General features: G+C 70.8%; 15 protein-coding genes. 11 read left to right on the forward strand and 4 right to left on the reverse strand.

The window, feature by feature from the left end:
* Positions 1-39 precede the first annotated feature (39 nt).
* From ACZ6ZP_RS16230 to ACZ6ZP_RS16265, 8 genes are all read left to right on the forward strand, one after another.
* The gene (locus ACZ6ZP_RS16230) at positions 40-1,824 is read left to right on the forward strand and encodes an alpha-galactosidase D (RefSeq protein WP_469407173.1); all 1,785 of its coding nucleotides are present in this window, start codon (positions 40-42) and stop codon (positions 1,822-1,824) included.
* Positions 1,825-1,884: 60 nt separating this feature from the next.
* Positions 1,885-4,305: a glycosyl hydrolase family 95 catalytic domain-containing protein gene (locus tag ACZ6ZP_RS16235; RefSeq protein ID WP_469407175.1), complete on the forward strand. Its 2,421-nt coding sequence runs from the start codon at positions 1,885-1,887 to the stop codon at positions 4,303-4,305.
* Positions 4,306-4,382: 77 nt separating this feature from the next.
* Positions 4,383-5,522, forward strand: coding sequence for an SGNH/GDSL hydrolase family protein (locus ACZ6ZP_RS16240; RefSeq protein ID WP_469407278.1), 1,140 nt, complete (start codon positions 4,383-4,385; stop codon positions 5,520-5,522).
* Between the two features lie 67 nt (positions 5,523-5,589).
* Complete coding sequence (locus ACZ6ZP_RS16245; protein WP_469407177.1) at positions 5,590-6,714, forward strand: NAD(P)/FAD-dependent oxidoreductase; 1,125 nt, start codon at positions 5,590-5,592, stop codon at positions 6,712-6,714.
* A gap of 156 nt (positions 6,715-6,870) precedes the next feature.
* A complete protein-coding gene (locus tag ACZ6ZP_RS16250; protein WP_351157911.1) occupies positions 6,871-7,272 on the forward strand; it encodes a DUF6010 family protein in 402 nt (133 codons plus the stop codon).
* Positions 7,273-7,392: 120 nt separating this feature from the next.
* Positions 7,393-8,760 (forward strand): magnesium transporter, encoded by a 1,368-nt coding sequence (gene mgtE / locus ACZ6ZP_RS16255; protein WP_469407179.1) that lies wholly within the window; start codon positions 7,393-7,395, stop codon positions 8,758-8,760.
* 89 nt (positions 8,761-8,849) lie between these two features.
* Positions 8,850-9,479: a dihydrofolate reductase family protein gene (locus ACZ6ZP_RS16260; protein WP_383824304.1), complete on the forward strand. Its 630-nt coding sequence runs from the start codon at positions 8,850-8,852 to the stop codon at positions 9,477-9,479.
* Positions 9,480-9,678: 199 nt separating this feature from the next.
* A complete protein-coding gene (locus ACZ6ZP_RS16265) occupies positions 9,679-10,098 on the forward strand; it encodes a hypothetical protein (RefSeq protein WP_366464112.1) in 420 nt (139 codons plus the stop codon).
* Positions 10,099-10,143: 45 nt separating this feature from the next.
* Here ACZ6ZP_RS16265 and ACZ6ZP_RS16270 read toward each other — a convergent pair whose 3' ends face one another.
* A complete protein-coding gene (locus ACZ6ZP_RS16270) occupies positions 10,144-11,037 on the reverse strand; it encodes an SAM-dependent methyltransferase (RefSeq protein ID WP_351155900.1) in 894 nt (297 codons plus the stop codon).
* 112 nt (positions 11,038-11,149) lie between these two features.
* The gene (locus ACZ6ZP_RS16275; RefSeq protein ID WP_351155897.1) at positions 11,150-11,440 is read right to left on the reverse strand and encodes a hypothetical protein; all 291 of its coding nucleotides are present in this window, start codon (positions 11,438-11,440) and stop codon (positions 11,150-11,152) included.
* A gap of 178 nt (positions 11,441-11,618) precedes the next feature.
* On the opposite strand from ACZ6ZP_RS16275, the gene ACZ6ZP_RS16280 reads away from it, so the two are divergent.
* Complete coding sequence (locus tag ACZ6ZP_RS16280) at positions 11,619-12,914, forward strand: MFS transporter (RefSeq protein WP_351155894.1); 1,296 nt, start codon at positions 11,619-11,621, stop codon at positions 12,912-12,914.
* A gap of 31 nt (positions 12,915-12,945) precedes the next feature.
* On the forward strand, positions 12,946-13,464 hold the full coding sequence (locus tag ACZ6ZP_RS16285; RefSeq protein WP_383824465.1) for a TetR/AcrR family transcriptional regulator: 519 nt from the start codon (positions 12,946-12,948) through the stop codon (positions 13,462-13,464).
* Positions 13,465-13,492: 28 nt separating this feature from the next.
* Here ACZ6ZP_RS16285 and ACZ6ZP_RS16290 read toward each other — a convergent pair whose 3' ends face one another.
* Positions 13,493-13,903 (reverse strand): four-helix bundle copper-binding protein, encoded by a 411-nt coding sequence (locus tag ACZ6ZP_RS16290; protein ID WP_351155892.1) that lies wholly within the window; start codon positions 13,901-13,903, stop codon positions 13,493-13,495.
* 307 nt (positions 13,904-14,210) lie between these two features.
* Between ACZ6ZP_RS16290 and ACZ6ZP_RS16295 the strand changes: the two genes are divergently transcribed.
* Positions 14,211-15,623 (forward strand): PepSY-associated TM helix domain-containing protein, encoded by a 1,413-nt coding sequence (locus tag ACZ6ZP_RS16295; protein ID WP_468616668.1) that lies wholly within the window; start codon positions 14,211-14,213, stop codon positions 15,621-15,623.
* 7 nt (positions 15,624-15,630) lie between these two features.
* Here the strand turns inward: ACZ6ZP_RS16295 and ACZ6ZP_RS16300 are convergent, their stop codons facing one another.
* Positions 15,631-15,978 (reverse strand): ArsR/SmtB family transcription factor, encoded by a 348-nt coding sequence (locus ACZ6ZP_RS16300; protein WP_351155886.1) that lies wholly within the window; start codon positions 15,976-15,978, stop codon positions 15,631-15,633.
* Between the last annotated feature and the right edge of the window lie 52 nt (positions 15,979-16,030).

A 16,030-nucleotide genomic window follows, 5' to 3' on the forward strand; every position in this document is an offset into this window, starting at 1 on the left:
CCCCCGACACGCTGCCCCCGATCTCAGGAGGTCCGGCCCATGCGGTCGTCCCTGTACTCCTCCGTGCTCGTCCTGGCCCTCGCCGCCGGTCCGACGACGGCCGTGCCCGCCGCCGCCACCCCCGTGGCCGAGGCGGCGCCCGCCGCGGACCTGGCCCAGAAGCCCTACATGGGCTGGACCAGCTGGTCCATGCAGTCCTCGAAGTACCCCGGGCTCAACCCCGACGGGGACTACAGCTACCTGACCGAGAAGAACGTCCTCAAGCAGACCGACGCCATGGCGTCCAAGCTCAAGAAGTACGGCTACGAGTACGTCAACATCGACGCCGGCTGGTGGCGCGACATGGCGTGGAAACCGGAGTTCGACGCCCACGCCCGCCAGACACCGGACGCGGGCCGCTTTCCGCGCGGCATGAAGCCGGTCGCCGACGACATCCACGCCAAGGGCCTGAAGGCGGGCATCTACCTGCCGGTGGGCCTGGAGAAGGAGGCGTACGGCGAGGGCAAGGTGCCCATCTGGAACGCGGAGGGCTGCACCACCGCCGACATCGTCCACGACGACCTGCGCACCACCAACGGCTGGGACAGCGCTTACAAGCTCGACTTCTCCCGCCCCTGCGCGCAGAAGTACGTCGACTCGCAGGCCCAGCTCTTCGCCGACTGGGGCTACGACTTCCTCAAGCTCGACGGGGTGGGCCCCGGCTCATCCAAGAGCGGCGACAACTACAACAACGTCGCCGACGTGGCCGCCTGGAAGCAGGCGATAGCCAAGGCCGGGCGCCCGATCCACCTGGAGATCTCCTGGGCGCTCGACATCAACCACGTCGCCGACTGGAAGAAGTACTCCAACGGCTGGCGCATCGACACGGACGTCGAGTGCTACTGCGACACCCTGGTGTCGTGGGAGAACTCCGTCGACGACCGCTGGGACGACGCACCCGGCTGGACCCGGCACGCCGGCCCCGGCGGCTGGAACGACCTCGACTCCCTGAACGTGGGCAATGGCGAGATGGACGGCCTGAGCAAGGCCGAACGGCAGAGCTACGCGACGCTGTGGGCCATCGCCAAGTCACCCCTCTACACCGGCGACGACCTCACCCGCCTCGACGACTACGGCGTATCGCTCCTGACCAACCGCGAGGTCATCGCCCTCAACCAGGGCAGCACACCACCCGCGAGGCCGATCACCGCCTCCGGCAACCGGCAGGTCTGGAGCGCGAAGAACGCCGACGGCAGCCACACCGTCGCCCTGTTCAACCTCGGCGACTCGCCCGCCGCCGTCACCGCCGACTTCTCGTCCCTCGGCTTCTCCGGCCGGGGCAAGGTCCGCGACCTGTGGAACCACGAGGACCTCGGCACGTACAAGGACAAGGTGACGCAGACGCTGCCCGCGCACGGCTCGCGCCTCTTCACCGTCACGCCGCGCGGCCCCGAGCAGCGGATGACGGGGTACGAGGCCGAGTCCGCGGCCAACACCCTCAGCGGCAACGCGGCCGTCGGTGACTGCGCCGCCTGCTCGGGCGGAAGCAAGGTCGGCAACCTCTACCAGGGCGGAAAACTCCGGTTCAACGACATCGTGGTGCCGAAGGCAGGGCGCTACGTGATCGACGTCGCGTACGTCAGCGGTGATCCGCGCACGGTCCAGGTCTCCGCCAACGGCAACGGCTCCACCGCCCTGAAGTTCCCTTCCACCGGGGACTGGGGGACCGCCGAGACGATCGGTGTGCCGGTGACCCTCAAGGCCGGGACCAACACGGTCACCTTCGACAGCGGCGACGGCTACGCCCCCGACCTCGACCGGATCGACGTACCGAAGCGGTCCTGACCCACGTCCGTGCTCGTTTCCTCCCTCCCGCACGCACTTTCCTCCTGAACGGAGTGCCTAGTGGACGACGATCAGCACACCCGCTCACCACGCCCCAGACCGAGCCGCCGCGACATCCTCTCCGTGGCCGCCGCCGCGGGCGCCTTCACCGCACTCGGCGGTCTGCCCGCCTTCGCGGACTCCGCGCCCGTGACCCGGCAGGCGGGATCGCCCCTGCTGGCCGATGCGGAGACGACCCGCTTCTGGTACCGGGCGCCCGCGTCCGACCGGGCGATGATCGAACAGGGCCTGCCCGTGGGCAACGGGCGCCTGGGTGCGCTCACCGGCAACGCCCCGGCCCGTGAACTGCTGCTCATCACCGACGCGACGCTGTGGACCGGCGGCCGCAACGCCACCCTCGACGCGGACGGCCAATTCCCCTACGGGCGAGATGACTTCGGTTCCTTCACCCTCCTGGGGTGCCTGACCGTGGACATCCTCGACCACGACCTGCCCGGGGTCTCCGACTACCGCCGCGAACTCGACATCAGCCAAGGTCTTGTCACCACCTCGTACGTCCGCTCAGGGGTGACGTACCAGCGCCGGATCTTCGCGAGCCATCCCGACGACGCGATCGTCCTGCACTTCTCCCAGACGGGTGGCGGCCGCTACACCGGAACGGTGACCCTCACCGGCACCCACGACGAGACCACCACCGCGCACCCTCCCCGTGCCGCCTCGTTCGGTGCCGCCTTCCCGGACGGCGGGCTGCGCTACGGCGCCGCGGTGACGGCCTACAGCGACACCGGCACGGTGGCCGTCGACGGCTCGCGGATCTCCGTCGCCGGGTGCAAGGAGTTCACGGTCGTGGTCAGCGGCGGCACCAACTACGCACCCGACGCGGCAGCCGGCTACCGCGACCCCACCCTCGACCCGCAACGCCTCGCCAGGACGAAGGTCCTCGCGGCGGCCCGCCACTCGGCGACCACGCTCCTGCACTCCCATGTCGCCGACCACCGGCGCCTGTTCGAGCGGATGGGCGTCTCGCTCGGCACCTCGTCGCGGACCCAGCGCGGCCTCGACACCTGGGAACGCGTACAGGCCCGTGCCCAGGACGGCGAGGCGGACCCCGAACTTGAGGCTGCGTACCTCCAGTTCGGCCGCTACCTCATGATCGCCGGGTCCCGCGACAGCCTGCCGCTCAATCTCCAGGGCCTGTGGCTGGACGGCAACGACCCGGACTGGATGGGGGATTACCACACGGACATCAACATCCAGATGAACTACTGGCTGGCCGACCGGGCGGCCCTGTCCACCTGCTTCGACGCGTACGCCGACTACTGCCTGGCGCAGCTGCCCTCCTGGACCGAGCTCACCCGGACCCTGTTCAACGACCCGCGCAACCGCTACCGCAACTCCAGCGGGAAGATCGCGGGCTGGACCGTGGCCATCTCCACCAACATCCACGGCGGCAACGGCTGGTGGTGGCATCCGGCGGGCAACGCCTGGCTGGCCAACTCCCTCTTCGAGCACTACGAATTCACCCAGGACCGTGCCTACCTCGCGAAGATCCATCCACTGCTCAAGGGTGCCTGCGAGTTCTGGGAGGCGCGCCTGCTCACGGAGACCGTCACCGACGAGGCGACCGGCAAGAGCCGCGAGGTCCTGATCGCCGACAGCGACTGGTCTCCCGAGCACGGCCCCCTGGACGCCAAGGGCATCACGTACGCACAGGAACTGGTCTGGGCGCTCTTCGAGAACTACCGCACCGCCTGCTCCGTCCTCGGCAAGGACATCACACACGCCAAGACCGTCGGCGCGCTCCAGGAACGCCTCTACCTCCCCCAAGTCAGCCCGAAGACGGGCTGGTTGGAGGAGTGGATGTCTCCCGAGAACCTCGGCGAGACCACCCACCGGCACCTCTCCCCGCTGGTCCAGCTCTTCCCCGGCGACCGGATCCGCCCCGACGCGTCGACGCCCAAGGCCCTGCTCGAGGGGGCGACGGCGCTGCTCGCCGCACGCGGCATGGAGAGCTTCGGCTGGGCCAATGCCTGGCGGAGCCTGTGCTGGGCCCGGCTGAAGGACGCGGACAGGGCGTACCAGCTGATCGTGAACAACCTGCGGCCGTCCATTGAGGGCAGCAACGGCACCGCGATGAACCTCTTCGACATCTACGAGGTCGAGAAGGGCCGCGGCATCTTCCAGATCGACTCCAACTTCGGCACGGCGGCGGCGATGCTGGAGATGCTGGTCTACTCGCGCCCGGGACACGTCGAGCTGCTCCCGGCCCTGCCCGAGGCGTGGGCGCGCTCCGGCTCGGTCACCGGCGTCGGCGTGCGCGGCGGCTTCGTCGTCGACCTGCGCTGGCGGTCCGGGAAGGTCACCGAGGCGCGACTGCGCAGCGTCGGCGGGCGCAGCACCACGGTGTCGTACGGGGGAGTGACCCGGAAGGTCGCCCTCAAGCCCGGAGGCTCCGTCACGCTGCGGGGAGCGGGCAGTTGAGGCCCGGAATGTGGTTCGCGCGGCGGAGCCGGGCGGTCGGCGTCGTCTGCGGGCTCGTGCTCGCGCTGTGCTTGCCGATGGCGTCGGCCTCGGCGGCGGGGGAGGCGTCCCGGCATCAGGTCGTCACCTGGGGGGCGAGCGCCGATCGGCTCGGCCAGGCGGTGGCCGACCGCAGCTACCGCCTCGTCGTCCGGACGAGCGTCGGCGGCTCCCGTCCGCGGGTCAGGCTGTCCAACGCGTTCGGCGACCGGCCGGTGACCTTCGGGAAGGTGTACGCCGGGAAGCGCGAGGAGGGTGCCCGGCTCGTCCCCGGCAGCAACCGCAGGATCACTTTCGGGGGCGCGCGTTCCGTCAAGGTGGCGCCGGGCGACAGCGTGACCGGCGATCCGTTGCCCGGACGGCTCGCGGCACAGAGCGACCTGGTCGTCAGCCTGTACGTGGCCGAGGCCGCGGGCCAGGCGACAGGGCACGGCATGGCCATGCAGACGTCGTACGCGACCGGCGGCGACCACGCGGGCGAAGAGGGCGAGGGCAGTTGGAGCGAGCGGATCGGCTCGTGGTTCTACCTCGACGCGGTGAGCGTGGAGAGCGCGGCGGACACGGGCGCCGTGGTCGCGCTCGGCGACTCCATCACCGACGGCTGGCAGTCCACCACCGACACGAACCGCCGCTGGCCCGACTACCTGTCCCGACGACTCCAGAGCGCGTCCATGACCGGCATCAAGGGCGTCGCCAACGAAGGCATCTCCGGCAACAAGGTCCTTGCCGACGGCGCGGGGCAGAGCGCCGTGGCCCGCCTGCAACGGGACGTCCTCTCCCAGCCGGGCGTGCGCACGGTGTTCTTGTTCGAGGGCATCAACGACATCAAGGCACACACCGGGGTCACGTCGGCTCAACTCATCGACGGATACCGGCAGATCATCGACCGGGCGCACGCGGCGGGCAAGTGCGTCGTGGGCGGGACGGTGCTGCCCTTCAAGGGCTGGTCGGAGTTCGACGCCGCCGGTGAGGCGGTGCGCCAGGAGGTCAACGACTTCATCAGGAGCAGCGGCGAGCTGGACGCCGTCGCCGACTTCGACAAGGCGCTCCGCAGCCCGTACGACCGGGAACGGCTGCTCCCCGCCCTCGACGGCGGAGACCACCTCCACCCCAACGACAAGGGCATGCGGGTGATGGCCGACGCGGTCGACCCGGCCGATCTGGAGTGTGATCGGTGAAGGTTCTCATTTGCTGAACCAGCAAGGAAGCTTGCCGATCTGCTGAGGTCGGGCGCACGGTGTCCACATGACTGAGACGAATGAGCGAGACATCAACGCCGACCAGCGCGCGGCTGCCGGAGCGGATGTCGACGCAGAGGTGGATGTACTGGTGGTCGGGGGCGGCGTGGCCGGTCTGTCGGCCGCGCTGACCCTGTCCCGGGCCAGGCGCACGGTGCTGGTGGTCGACTCCGGTGAGCCGCGCAACGCTCCCGCCGACGGGGTGCACGGGTTTCTCTCCAACGAGGGCCTCGCGCCGGGCGACCTGCTGCGGATCGGCCGGGAGGAAGTCGCCGGGTACGGCGGACGGATCGTGTCCGACCTGGTCACGGGCGTCCGTCGGGTCGGCGAGCGCTTCGTCGTGGACACCGCGGGCGGCCGGAGCCACGGCGCGCGACGCCTGCTGGTGACGACAGGGCTCGTCGACGAGCTGCCCGATGTCCCCGGTCTTCGTGAGCGGTGGGGCCGTGACGTCCTGCACTGCCCGTACTGCCATGGCTGGGAGGTGCGCGACGAGCCGATCGGCGTCCTGGCCACCGGCCCGATGGCGGTGCACCAGGCACTCCTGTTCCGTCAGTGGTCGCCGCGGGTGACCCTGTTCCTGCACACCGCCGGCGAGCTGACCGAGGAGCAGTGGGAGCAGCTGGCCGCCCGTGACATCGCCGTGGTCGACGGGGAAGTGGTCGGTCTCGATGTCGAGGAGGACCGGCTCTCCGGCGTACGGCTGGCCTCGGGCAGGCACATCCCGGTGCGGGCGCTCGCCGTGGCGCCGAAGTTCGAGGCGCGTGGCGCGGTGCTCGCGGGGCTCGGCCTGAAGAGCGTCAACCACCCCATGGGCGTGGGGAGTTATGTGGAGTCGGACGCGACCGGCTACACGGGCGTCGCGGGAGTGTGGGTCGCGGGCAACGTCACCGACCTGGTGGCCGGAGTCATGGTGTCCGCAGCCGCCGGCATGACGGCGGCGACAGCGGTCAACGCCGACCTCGTGAGCGCCGACACCGCGGCGGCCGTGGCGGCGCGGCGCGCGAAGGAGGCCTTCGGCCCGGCGGCGGAGGCCGCCAACTGCCGGCAGGTCATGGGAGAACGGGGTCACGGAATCGAGTCGCTCCTGACCGGCGGCGCCAAGCGCCACCCTGAGTCCGGGAGGCGATGAGGGACCGGGCGAGAGAGCCCTTCTCAGGCAGTGGCGCTATCCCGTTGAAGGCTGTCATTAATGCCACTGGGAGGCGGTCGCGGGCCCGGATAACTTCGGCGGTGATCCCGGCACGGACCGGACACGCACCACCACTGAAGGAACTCCATGCAGGCCATGACCTATGTCGCCCCGCTACTGATCGGCGTCCTCTACGCCCTCGTCATGTCCCTGATCCGCGAACCGCACCGGCGCCGCTTCAACGCCATCATGGTGGCCGGTGCGGGCGCGGCCTACCTGAGCGGCGGCGGCTTCGGAGGCTGGGAGTTCCCCTTCGCCGCCGCCGTCACCTACTGCGCCTACCGCGGCCTGGAATCCTGGACGTTCATCGGCATCGGCTGGCTGCTGCACACCGGTTGGGACCTGCTCCACCACTTCAAGGGCAACCCGATCATCCCCTTCGCCCACGACTCGTCCCTGGGCTGCGCCATCTGCGATCCCGTCATCGCGCTCTGGTGCCTGCGCGGCGGCCCCTCCCTGATCAGCCTCGTCCGCAGCCGGACCGCGCGGGCGCGGTGACCGCTCCCGCCGCCGTGAAACGCGCCCTCCCGGCGTTCATCCGGCCCATGTAGCCTTCATCGGCGCTCTCCACCCGGGTGCCCCGTGTCGTGTCTCACCGCTGCGCCGAGGACCTGCCCCATGCCTCAGACGAACCTGTCCGAAGAGCTGCATCCGGAACTCCCCGAATCCTTGCAGGACATAGTCAAGAGCCATCAACTGCACGCTGCGCTCGAGTGGTTGGAGACCAACCCGCCGCACGTGATCGCCGACGAGCTCGGCCGGATGGACACGGCCGACGCGGGTATGGCCTTCCGGCTCCTCGACAAGGACCGGGCGCTGACCGTCTTCGAGGAGCTGGAGCCGGTCGACCAGCAGCAGATCCTGGAGGGGCTGCGCGACCGCACCTTCCTGGAACTCGTCGAGGGCATGGACCCCGACGACCGGGCCAGGATGCTGCGCGAGGCCCCCGCCGAAGTCGCCAAGCGGGTGCTCGCGGGACTGAGCGCGCACGAGCGGCGGATGACCTCCGCGCTGCTCGGCTACCCGGAGGGCTCCGTCGGCCGCTACATGACCCCCGAGGTCGTGGCGCTGGGGCAGGACCTCACCGTGCGGCAGGCGCTGGAGGTCGTACGGGAGAAGGGCGGTCAGGCCGAGACGGTCTACACCCTGCCCGTCGTGGACGACGGACAGCGCCTCACCGGCATCGCCGAGCTGCGCGAACTGGTGCTCAGCCCGCCGGAGACGATGGTCTCCGCACTGATCGTCACCGAGCCGGCGTCCGTGTACGCCACCGACTCGGCCGAGCGGGCGGCCCGGCTGATGCGCGAGACCAACGACCTGAACCTGCCGGTCGTCGACGGCGAGAACCGGCTCGTCGGACTGCTCACCATCGACGACGCGCTCGAAGTCATCGAGGCGGCCGACACCGAGGACGTGGCACGGCAGTCGGGTGCCGCGCCCTGGGCCGGCCACTACATGGCCGCGTCGGTGTGGCAGCTCGCGCGCTACCGGGCGCTGTGGCTGAGCCTGTTGCTCGTCGCGGCGACCCTGACCGTCAGCGTGACGCAGTCCTTCGAGGGCACCTTGGAGAAGGCCGCGCAGCTGGCCATGTTCATCCCGAGGCTCATCGGCGCAGGCGGCAACGCCGGGGCGCAGGCCGCGACCGCGTGCGTACGCGCCCTGGCCGTCGGCGAGGTGCGCGGATCGGACCTGCTCAAGGTCATTTGGCGGGAGTGCCGCGTCGGCCTGGTCCTGGGCTCGTTGCTCGCGGTCCTCGGGGTGGTCGTGGGCACGCTCTTCGTCAGCGCGAAGATCGCCCTGGTGGTCGGGATCACGCTGGTGGTCATCTGCGGCTGGGCGGCGACCATCGGCGGCACGATGCCGCTGCTCGCCAGGCGGCTGCGGATCGACCCCGCGGTGGTGTCGGCGCCGATGGTCACCACCCTGGTCGACGCGACCGGTTTGATCATCTACTTCGTGACGGCGAAGGCCGTGCTGGGCATCTGAGGGCCGCGCGTGTCGATCCCGCCGGGGTCCGTTCGACGCGAAGATGAGAGAGCGGGAAACACCCAGGAGGATCACCAGGAGGAGAACTCATGCCGAAGGTGCGCGTACACAACATCACCGTCTCGCTGGACGGCTTCGCGGCCGGACCCCATCAGCGCCTGGACGAACCCTTCGGGGACGGCATCGAAGGGCTGCACGACTGGATGATCGCAGCGATGCGCGACCGCGCCGACGGCAAGACGGGGATCGACGTCGACCGCATCGAGCGCAGCGAGGAGAACATCGGGGCCACCATCATGGGCCGCAACATGTTCGGGCCGCAGCGCGGACCGTGGCAGGACGAGTCGTGGAAGGGCTGGTGGGGAGAGAACCCGCCCTACCACCACGACGTGTTCGTCCACACCCACCACGTGCGCCCCTCGCTCGCGATGGAGGGCGGGACCACCTTCCACTTCACCGATGAGCCCGTCGAGACGGTCCTCGCGCGTGCCTTCGAGGCGGCGGGTGGCCGGGACGTACGTATCGGAGGAGGACCGGCCACCGTGCAGCAGTACCTGCGCGCCCGCCTGATCGACGAACTGCACCTGGTCGTCGTCCCGCTCCTCGTCGGCAGGGGCGAGCGGCTCCTGGACGACGTGGCCGACGGGCTCGACGGCTATCAGGTGACCGAACTGGTCAGTTCCGCTGCGGCGACCCACGCCCATCTGACGCGCCGCTGACCGGACCACGAGGCCGGGAAGAGGCAACGCGGGGGAGCCGTGCGGGTAGTTGCGGTGCCGTGACCGGTTTTACCGGATTCCGTTACGCGCTCTCCGGGTGATCGCAATGTCGGGTGCCTACGTTTATGTTCATCAATGTGCGGCTCGTCGCATGACGAGGACCGCGTGCTGACCGACACCCAAGGGGATCACTGCCGTTATGCGAAACACCCGCCGTCACAGCCTTCTGCGCACCGCCGCCGTCTCCGCCCTCGCCGGATCGGTCCTGTTGATTCCCGCCACCGCCGCGCTCGCCGCCGGGTCGGGCCCGGAGCCGGTCCCGTCGCAGACCACGGCCGAGCCCGCACCGGCCACGCTCACGGCGAAGGCGTCGCTCTCCCACGTGCGCGCGTGGCAGGAGCTGCGCATCACGGGCAAGGCGACCGGGCTCAAGGCAGGAAGCAAGGTCACCCTGCAGCAGAAGCAGCACGGGGCGTGGAAGGCCCTGCCCGCCAGCACGGTCACCAACGCGTCCGGAAGCTATGGCCTGCGCGCCAAGCTCGGCCTCAAGGGCAAGAACGAACTGCGCGTCGCCAGCGGCGCGACCGTCTCGCCGGTCGTCACGGTGACCGTGAGCTGAGCCGACCGCAGGAGGCCCGCGGGTCGCGCCCGGTCTCGCGGGGCGTCAGGCCTCGGGGGCGCGCACCACGAGCAGGTAGTAGTCCATGTGGTTGCGGCAGAAGGAGCGGTAGGGGGCCATGAGCGGATCGGTGTGGGCCAGGGCCTCCTTGCCGAACCGCTCCTCGATCTCGCCGCGCCGGTCCTCGTAGAGCACGCACATGAGCTCGCCGCACAGGGCCGCGTTCGAGGTCATGTCGCGTACGGACTCCACGCGGAATCCGGCCTGTTGGAGTTCGTCGACGAGTGTGGCGAAGGGGGTGAGCGGGGGACAGGTCCACATCCGCGTGTAGGCCGCCACTTCCTCGGCGGTGGGGCTGCCGCGCAGCGCGAACTCCGTGAACAGGAACCGCCCGCCAGGACGCAGCACCCGCAGGGCCTCGCGGAGCCCTGCGGGCCGGTCGGAGAGGTGCGGGACGCAGTCGATGGACCACGCGGCGTCGAACGCCGCGTCCGCGTAGTCGAGTCGCATGGCGTTGCCGTAGGCGAAGTCCACCCGCTCGGTGAGGCCCTGGACGGCGCGGCCCCGGGCAGTGAGACGGTCCTGGCACCGGGCGAGCTGGCTCTTGCTGACGTTGATCCCGGTGACGCGGGCGCCGGTGCGCTCGGCCAGCCGGACGGCGGGCCCGCCGGTTCCGCAGCCGATGTCGAGCAGGTGCTCGTGGGGCGCCAAGTCGATCGTGTCGACGAGGAAATCGGTCTGCCGGTCCTGGGCGAGGTCGGCCAGTGCGGTCAGTGTGGTGACGGACGGCCGTTCGTCGTGCGGCGCGTACATGCCGATGTGGACGGCGGTCGAGCCGAGCGTCATGGCGAGCATGTCGCCGAACTGGTCGTACATCGCCCCGACTTCCTCGGGGGTGGGGGCCGTCGTGCCGCTTGCGTCGAGGTCTTCCACGGTCATGTGCATCCCTTTCAGCGACGGACGCTGGGACGCTAGCACCGGCCGCGGTCGCGGTGGAGCCCGGAAAGCGCCAAGCCGCTCCGCGGCTCAGCCCCCTGGCGCCCCGTGCGGGTCACTCACGCTCCGCGCGCTCCTGAGGTGCGGCGGAGCCCTCGGCCTCGGCGTGCGCGTCGACCTGCCGCCCCACCTCGCGCGCCTCGTCGGTCAGCATCCGCAGCCTGGCCTCGGCCTGATCCGCTCGGGCCTGGAGGCGGGCGGTGTCGTCCTCGATGACCCGGTAGGCCAGATCCATCGCCGCGTCCACCTCCTCGGGAGAACCGCGTTCGGCCAGCTCCTCCAGTGCGCTCTTGACCGCGGGGATGCCGCCGCGGGTGTGGATGTCGTTCCAGAACTCATAGTCCATCCGGGCAGTTTGCCGGATCGGGGACCGAGGAGCGAACCACGGCGGTGATCCGGACTTTCCCCTCCCCGGGCCGTCGCCCGTGATAGAAAGTGGGACGTTCGTTCAAGTTTCTCGTGATGCGCTGCGGAGGCCCGAATGCACCACTTCCTGCTGCCCGGAAACGACCGGGGAGCGCTCGATGGCTAACCCCTACCGCGCGCTGTTCTCCGCGCCCGGCGCCAAGGGTTTCTCCGCGGCCGGGCTGCTTGCGCGGCTGCCGCTGCCGATGACTCACATGGGCATCCTCACGATGCTGTCCGAGCTGCGCGGCGAGTACGCGCTCGCCGGTGCCGTCGCCGGGACGTTCACGCTGTCCATGGCGCTGATAGGCCCTCAGATATCACGCGTGGTCGACCGGCTGGGGCAGGGGCGTGTCCTGCTCCCGGCCACCGGCGTCAGCGTCGCCGCCCTGGGCGGGCTGCTCCTGTGCGCGTACTACGACGCGCCCGTGTGGACCCTCTTCGTCTTCGCGTTCCTCGCCGGGTTCATGCCGAGCATGGGCGCGATGGTCAGGGCCCGCTGGACCCATCTGTACCGCGGCTCGCCGCGGCTCAACGCCGCCTACTCCCTGGAATCCGTGGTCGACGAGCTCACCTACATCATCGGGCCCGCCATCGCCGTGGTCCTGGGCACCGCCCTCTTCCCCGAAGCGGGGCCGATGGTCGCGGCCGCGCTGCTCGTGGTGGGCGTACTGCTCTTCGTCCCGCAGAAGCGCACCGAACCTCCCGTGCAGCCGCAGGCGCGCGGCGCGGGGCGGTCCGCGATCCGGTCGGGCTCGCTGCTCGCCATGGCGCTCACGCTGCTGTTCGGCGGCGCCATCGCGGGCACCGTCGACACCATGGGGCTCGCTGTCGCCCAGGAGCAGGGGCAGAAGGGGGCCGCGGGGATCGTCTTCGCCGTGTACGCCGTCGGGTCCGCCGTCTCGGGACTGACCTTCGGAGCGCTGAAGTGGAGCGTGCCGCTCCCGCGGCTCCTCGTGCTCGGGGTCACGGGCACGGCCCTGACGACGGTGCCGTTCCTCGTCGTGGACAGCATCGCGACCCTGTCCGCCGCGGTCTTCCTCGCCGGCGTGTTCTTCGCGCCGACCATGGTCACCATCATGGGCATCGTCGAGCGGCTCACTCCCGCGGCGCGCCTCACCGAGGGGATGACCTGGATGATCGCGGGGCTCCAGATCGGCGTCGCGCTCGGCGCCGCCGCCTCGGGGCAGGTCGTGGACTCCTTCGGGACCCGTGCCGGGTTCTACGTGTCCTTGGCCATGGGCGCGCTCGCGCTCCTGACCACGCTGCTCAGCTACCGGCACGTGAGCGCCGAGACGGCACGGGCGGCGGGCGGGGAGCAGGTCACGAGCGGCCCCGACCGGCCAGGTATCGTCGCGGAGACCGCCACCGGACAGGAGTCGCACACTGAACGCGCCGATCACGGACGGCCGTAGGGCCAAGGGCGAACGCCGTCGACGTGAACTGATCGAGGCCACCTTGCGCGTGATCGCGCGCGACGGCGCCTCGGGGGTGACGCACCGCAAGGTCGCCCGCGAGGCGGAACTGCCGACGACCGCGAGCACGTACTACTTCGAGAGCATCGACGCCCTGCTGACCGCGGCGCTGACGTCCTGCATGAACGAGGACTCCGAGCGGCTGCGCCGGCTGATCGAGGCACCCGGCGAGGGCACCGACAAGCTCAGTGCCCTCGCCCGCCTGATGGCCGACCTGCTCACGGCCCCGGGGCGGCTGCTCGCCGAGTTCGAACTGTGCCTGCTCGCCTCGCGCAGGCCCGACCTGCGCGGGCCGACGCGGCACTGGGCTCAGACGCTGTGCGCCTTCGCCCGGCTCTTCACCGACGATCCGTTGCGCGTCAAGCTCTTCGCCAACGCCTACGACGGGCTGCTTCTCCAGGCGCTTCTCGCGGACACCCCTGTGACGGCGGACGAGTTCGAGGCCATGCTGCGCGAACTGCTCCCCGGGGACGCCCGGACCGAAGGCTGAGCCCCGGCACCCCGGGCATCCGGGCGAGTCAGGCCCCCAGGCTCCGCAGGACCTCGCGGCAGGCGGACGCGGCGCCGTCGGTCGCCTCGGAGCAGAGGCGGCAGTGTTCGTGCTGCGGCGCGTGCTGGGCGCACAGCTCGTGGCTGTGCTCGCAGGCCAGTACGCACGCCTGCAACTGCGCGGCCAGCAGCGCGTGATCGGCGTCCGTGCCGCGCGTCAGGACCCGCCGCGTGGCGAAGGCCACGTCGGCACAGTTCAGGTCGCGGTTGATGGCGGCCCGCAGCTCATCGGCCTCCTTCTCGGCGAGCATGCCGACCGCGCAGGCGGTCACGGCCTGTTCGCACGCGGAGAGGGCGTCGGCGGCGGTGGCGAGCGTCTGGTTGTCGAGGTGGTCGGCGCGAGAGGCAAGGCTGTCGAACAACTCGCGTGTCTGGAGCATCGCGTCTCCAACGGAGTCTTGAGGGGCCCCGGTTCCGGGGGTTCCCGGCCCTGAGGGTTCCCGGTCTCTCGACGCTAGTCCCGCCCCTGCCACCGGTGAAGGGCGCGGGATACGTCAATCGCGGCGCACGCCCGGCAGCCGGATTCTCCCGCGGGCCCGGGTCTCCCGCGCCCGCCGTGTGGCGCGCGTCACACGATTCCTGGCCATCGCCGGGAACTCTTCCGCCCCGCCGGCCGACTCCTGCACCGGCCCGTTACGGCGCCGCTCCGCACCAGCCCTTCGTCCCGTTCATCCAGGAGAGCAGCTCATGTCCGCCGAACCCACACTCCTCGCCCCGGACGACGGGCAGGAGACCCAGGGGACACCGCCCCCCGCAGGACGGTCCGGATGGGCGTCGCTGCGTCCGCTCGTACTGCGACTGCACTTCTACGCCGGGGTGCTCATCGCCCCCTTCCTGCTCGTCGCCGCCACCACGGGACTTCTGTACGCCTGCTCCTACCAGGTCGAGAAGGTCGTGTACTCCCATGAACTGCGCGTCCCCGTCGGTGAGAACAAGACCGAGCTGCCGATCTCGAAACAGGTCGCGGCCGCCCGCAAGGCGCACCCCGAGGGAACGGTCAGCGCGGTGCGGCCATCGCCGCAGGACGGTGCGACGACCCGCGTGCTCCTGGCCGGAACGCCGGGCGTGGACGCCGACCACACCCTCGCCGTCTTCGTGAACCCCTACAACGGCGAAGTGCGCGGCGCGCTGGAGCAGTACGGCTCCACCGGCGCCCTGCCGCTGCGCACCTGGATCGACGAGCTCCACCGCGATCTGCACCTGGGGGAGACCGGCCGGCTCTACAGCGAACTCGCCGCCAGCTGGCTGTGGGTGATCGCGGGCGGCGGCCTGGTGCTGTGGTTCGGACGCCGACGCTCCCAGCGCAAGCTGCGCGGGACCACCGGCCGCCGTCGTACGCTCTCGCTGCACGGCTCGGTGGGCGTGTGGGCAGCCCTGGGGCTCATCTTCCTGTCGGCCACGGGGCTGACCTGGTCGACGTACGCGGGACAGAGTGTCAGCGATCTGCGGGAGGCCATCGGCCAGACGACGCCGGCGCTCACGGCGACCGCCGGGAGCGGCGGGGAGCACGCGGGGCACGGCGGATCGGACGCGGGCGGCGCCTCCGCCGGTGACGGTGTCGGGCTCGACGCCGTCCTGAAGGCGGCCCGTGCCGAGGGGCTCTCCAACCCGGTGGAGGTCGTGCCGCCCGCCGACGCGTCGTCCGCGTACGTCGTCCGGCAGATCCAGCGCAGCTGGCCCGAGAAGCAGGACTCGGTCGCCGTCGACCCGGCCAGCGGCGAGGTCACCGAAGTGCTGCGGTTCGCCGACTATCCCGTGCTCGCCAAGCTGACCCGCTGGGGCATCGACGCGCACACCGGCACGCTGTTCGGGCTCGCCAACCAGATCGCCCTCGCCGGTCTCACCCTCGGTCTGATCCTGATGATCGTGTGGGGGTACCGCATGTGGTGGCAGCGCGGGCGCGGCAGTTCCTTCGGGCGTCCGCTGCCGCGCGGTGCGTGGCAGCACGTACCGGCCTACGTCCTGGTCCCGTTGATGGCGGCGATCGCCGTGCTCGGCTACTTCGTGCCGCTGCTCGGCATCCCGCTCGCGGCCTTCCTCGCCGTGGACATCGTGCTGGGGGAGATCGCCCACCGGCGCGGCAGGCGCGACTACGCCTGAGGCCCGCTCAGTCGTGGACGGCGGCGCCGCTGAGGTGGTGGTCGGCGAGGTTGAGGACCTCGTCGACCACGCGGCGCAGATGCCCGTCGGGCGGGCCGTAGATCATCCGTCGCCCTTCCTTGCGTACGGACACGAGCCCGGCGATGCGCAGTTTGGCCAGGTGCTGGCTGACCGCCGGGCGGGCCGCGCCGCACGCGGCGGTCAGGGTCGTGACGTCCGCCTCGCCCTTGCCGAGGGTGTGCAGCAGGGCGAGCCGGGTGCGGTCGGCGAGGAGGCCCAGGACCTCGGCCGCATGGGCGAAGTGCTCGGCGCCCGGATCGTGCGGGTGCGCATCGTGCGCAGGTGATAGGTGCATGCGTGCGCTCATACGCACATAATGGGCGCGGGCGCCTCGCGGTGTCCACTCT

Source organism: Streptomyces sp. NPDC054047, assembly GCF_055585065.1.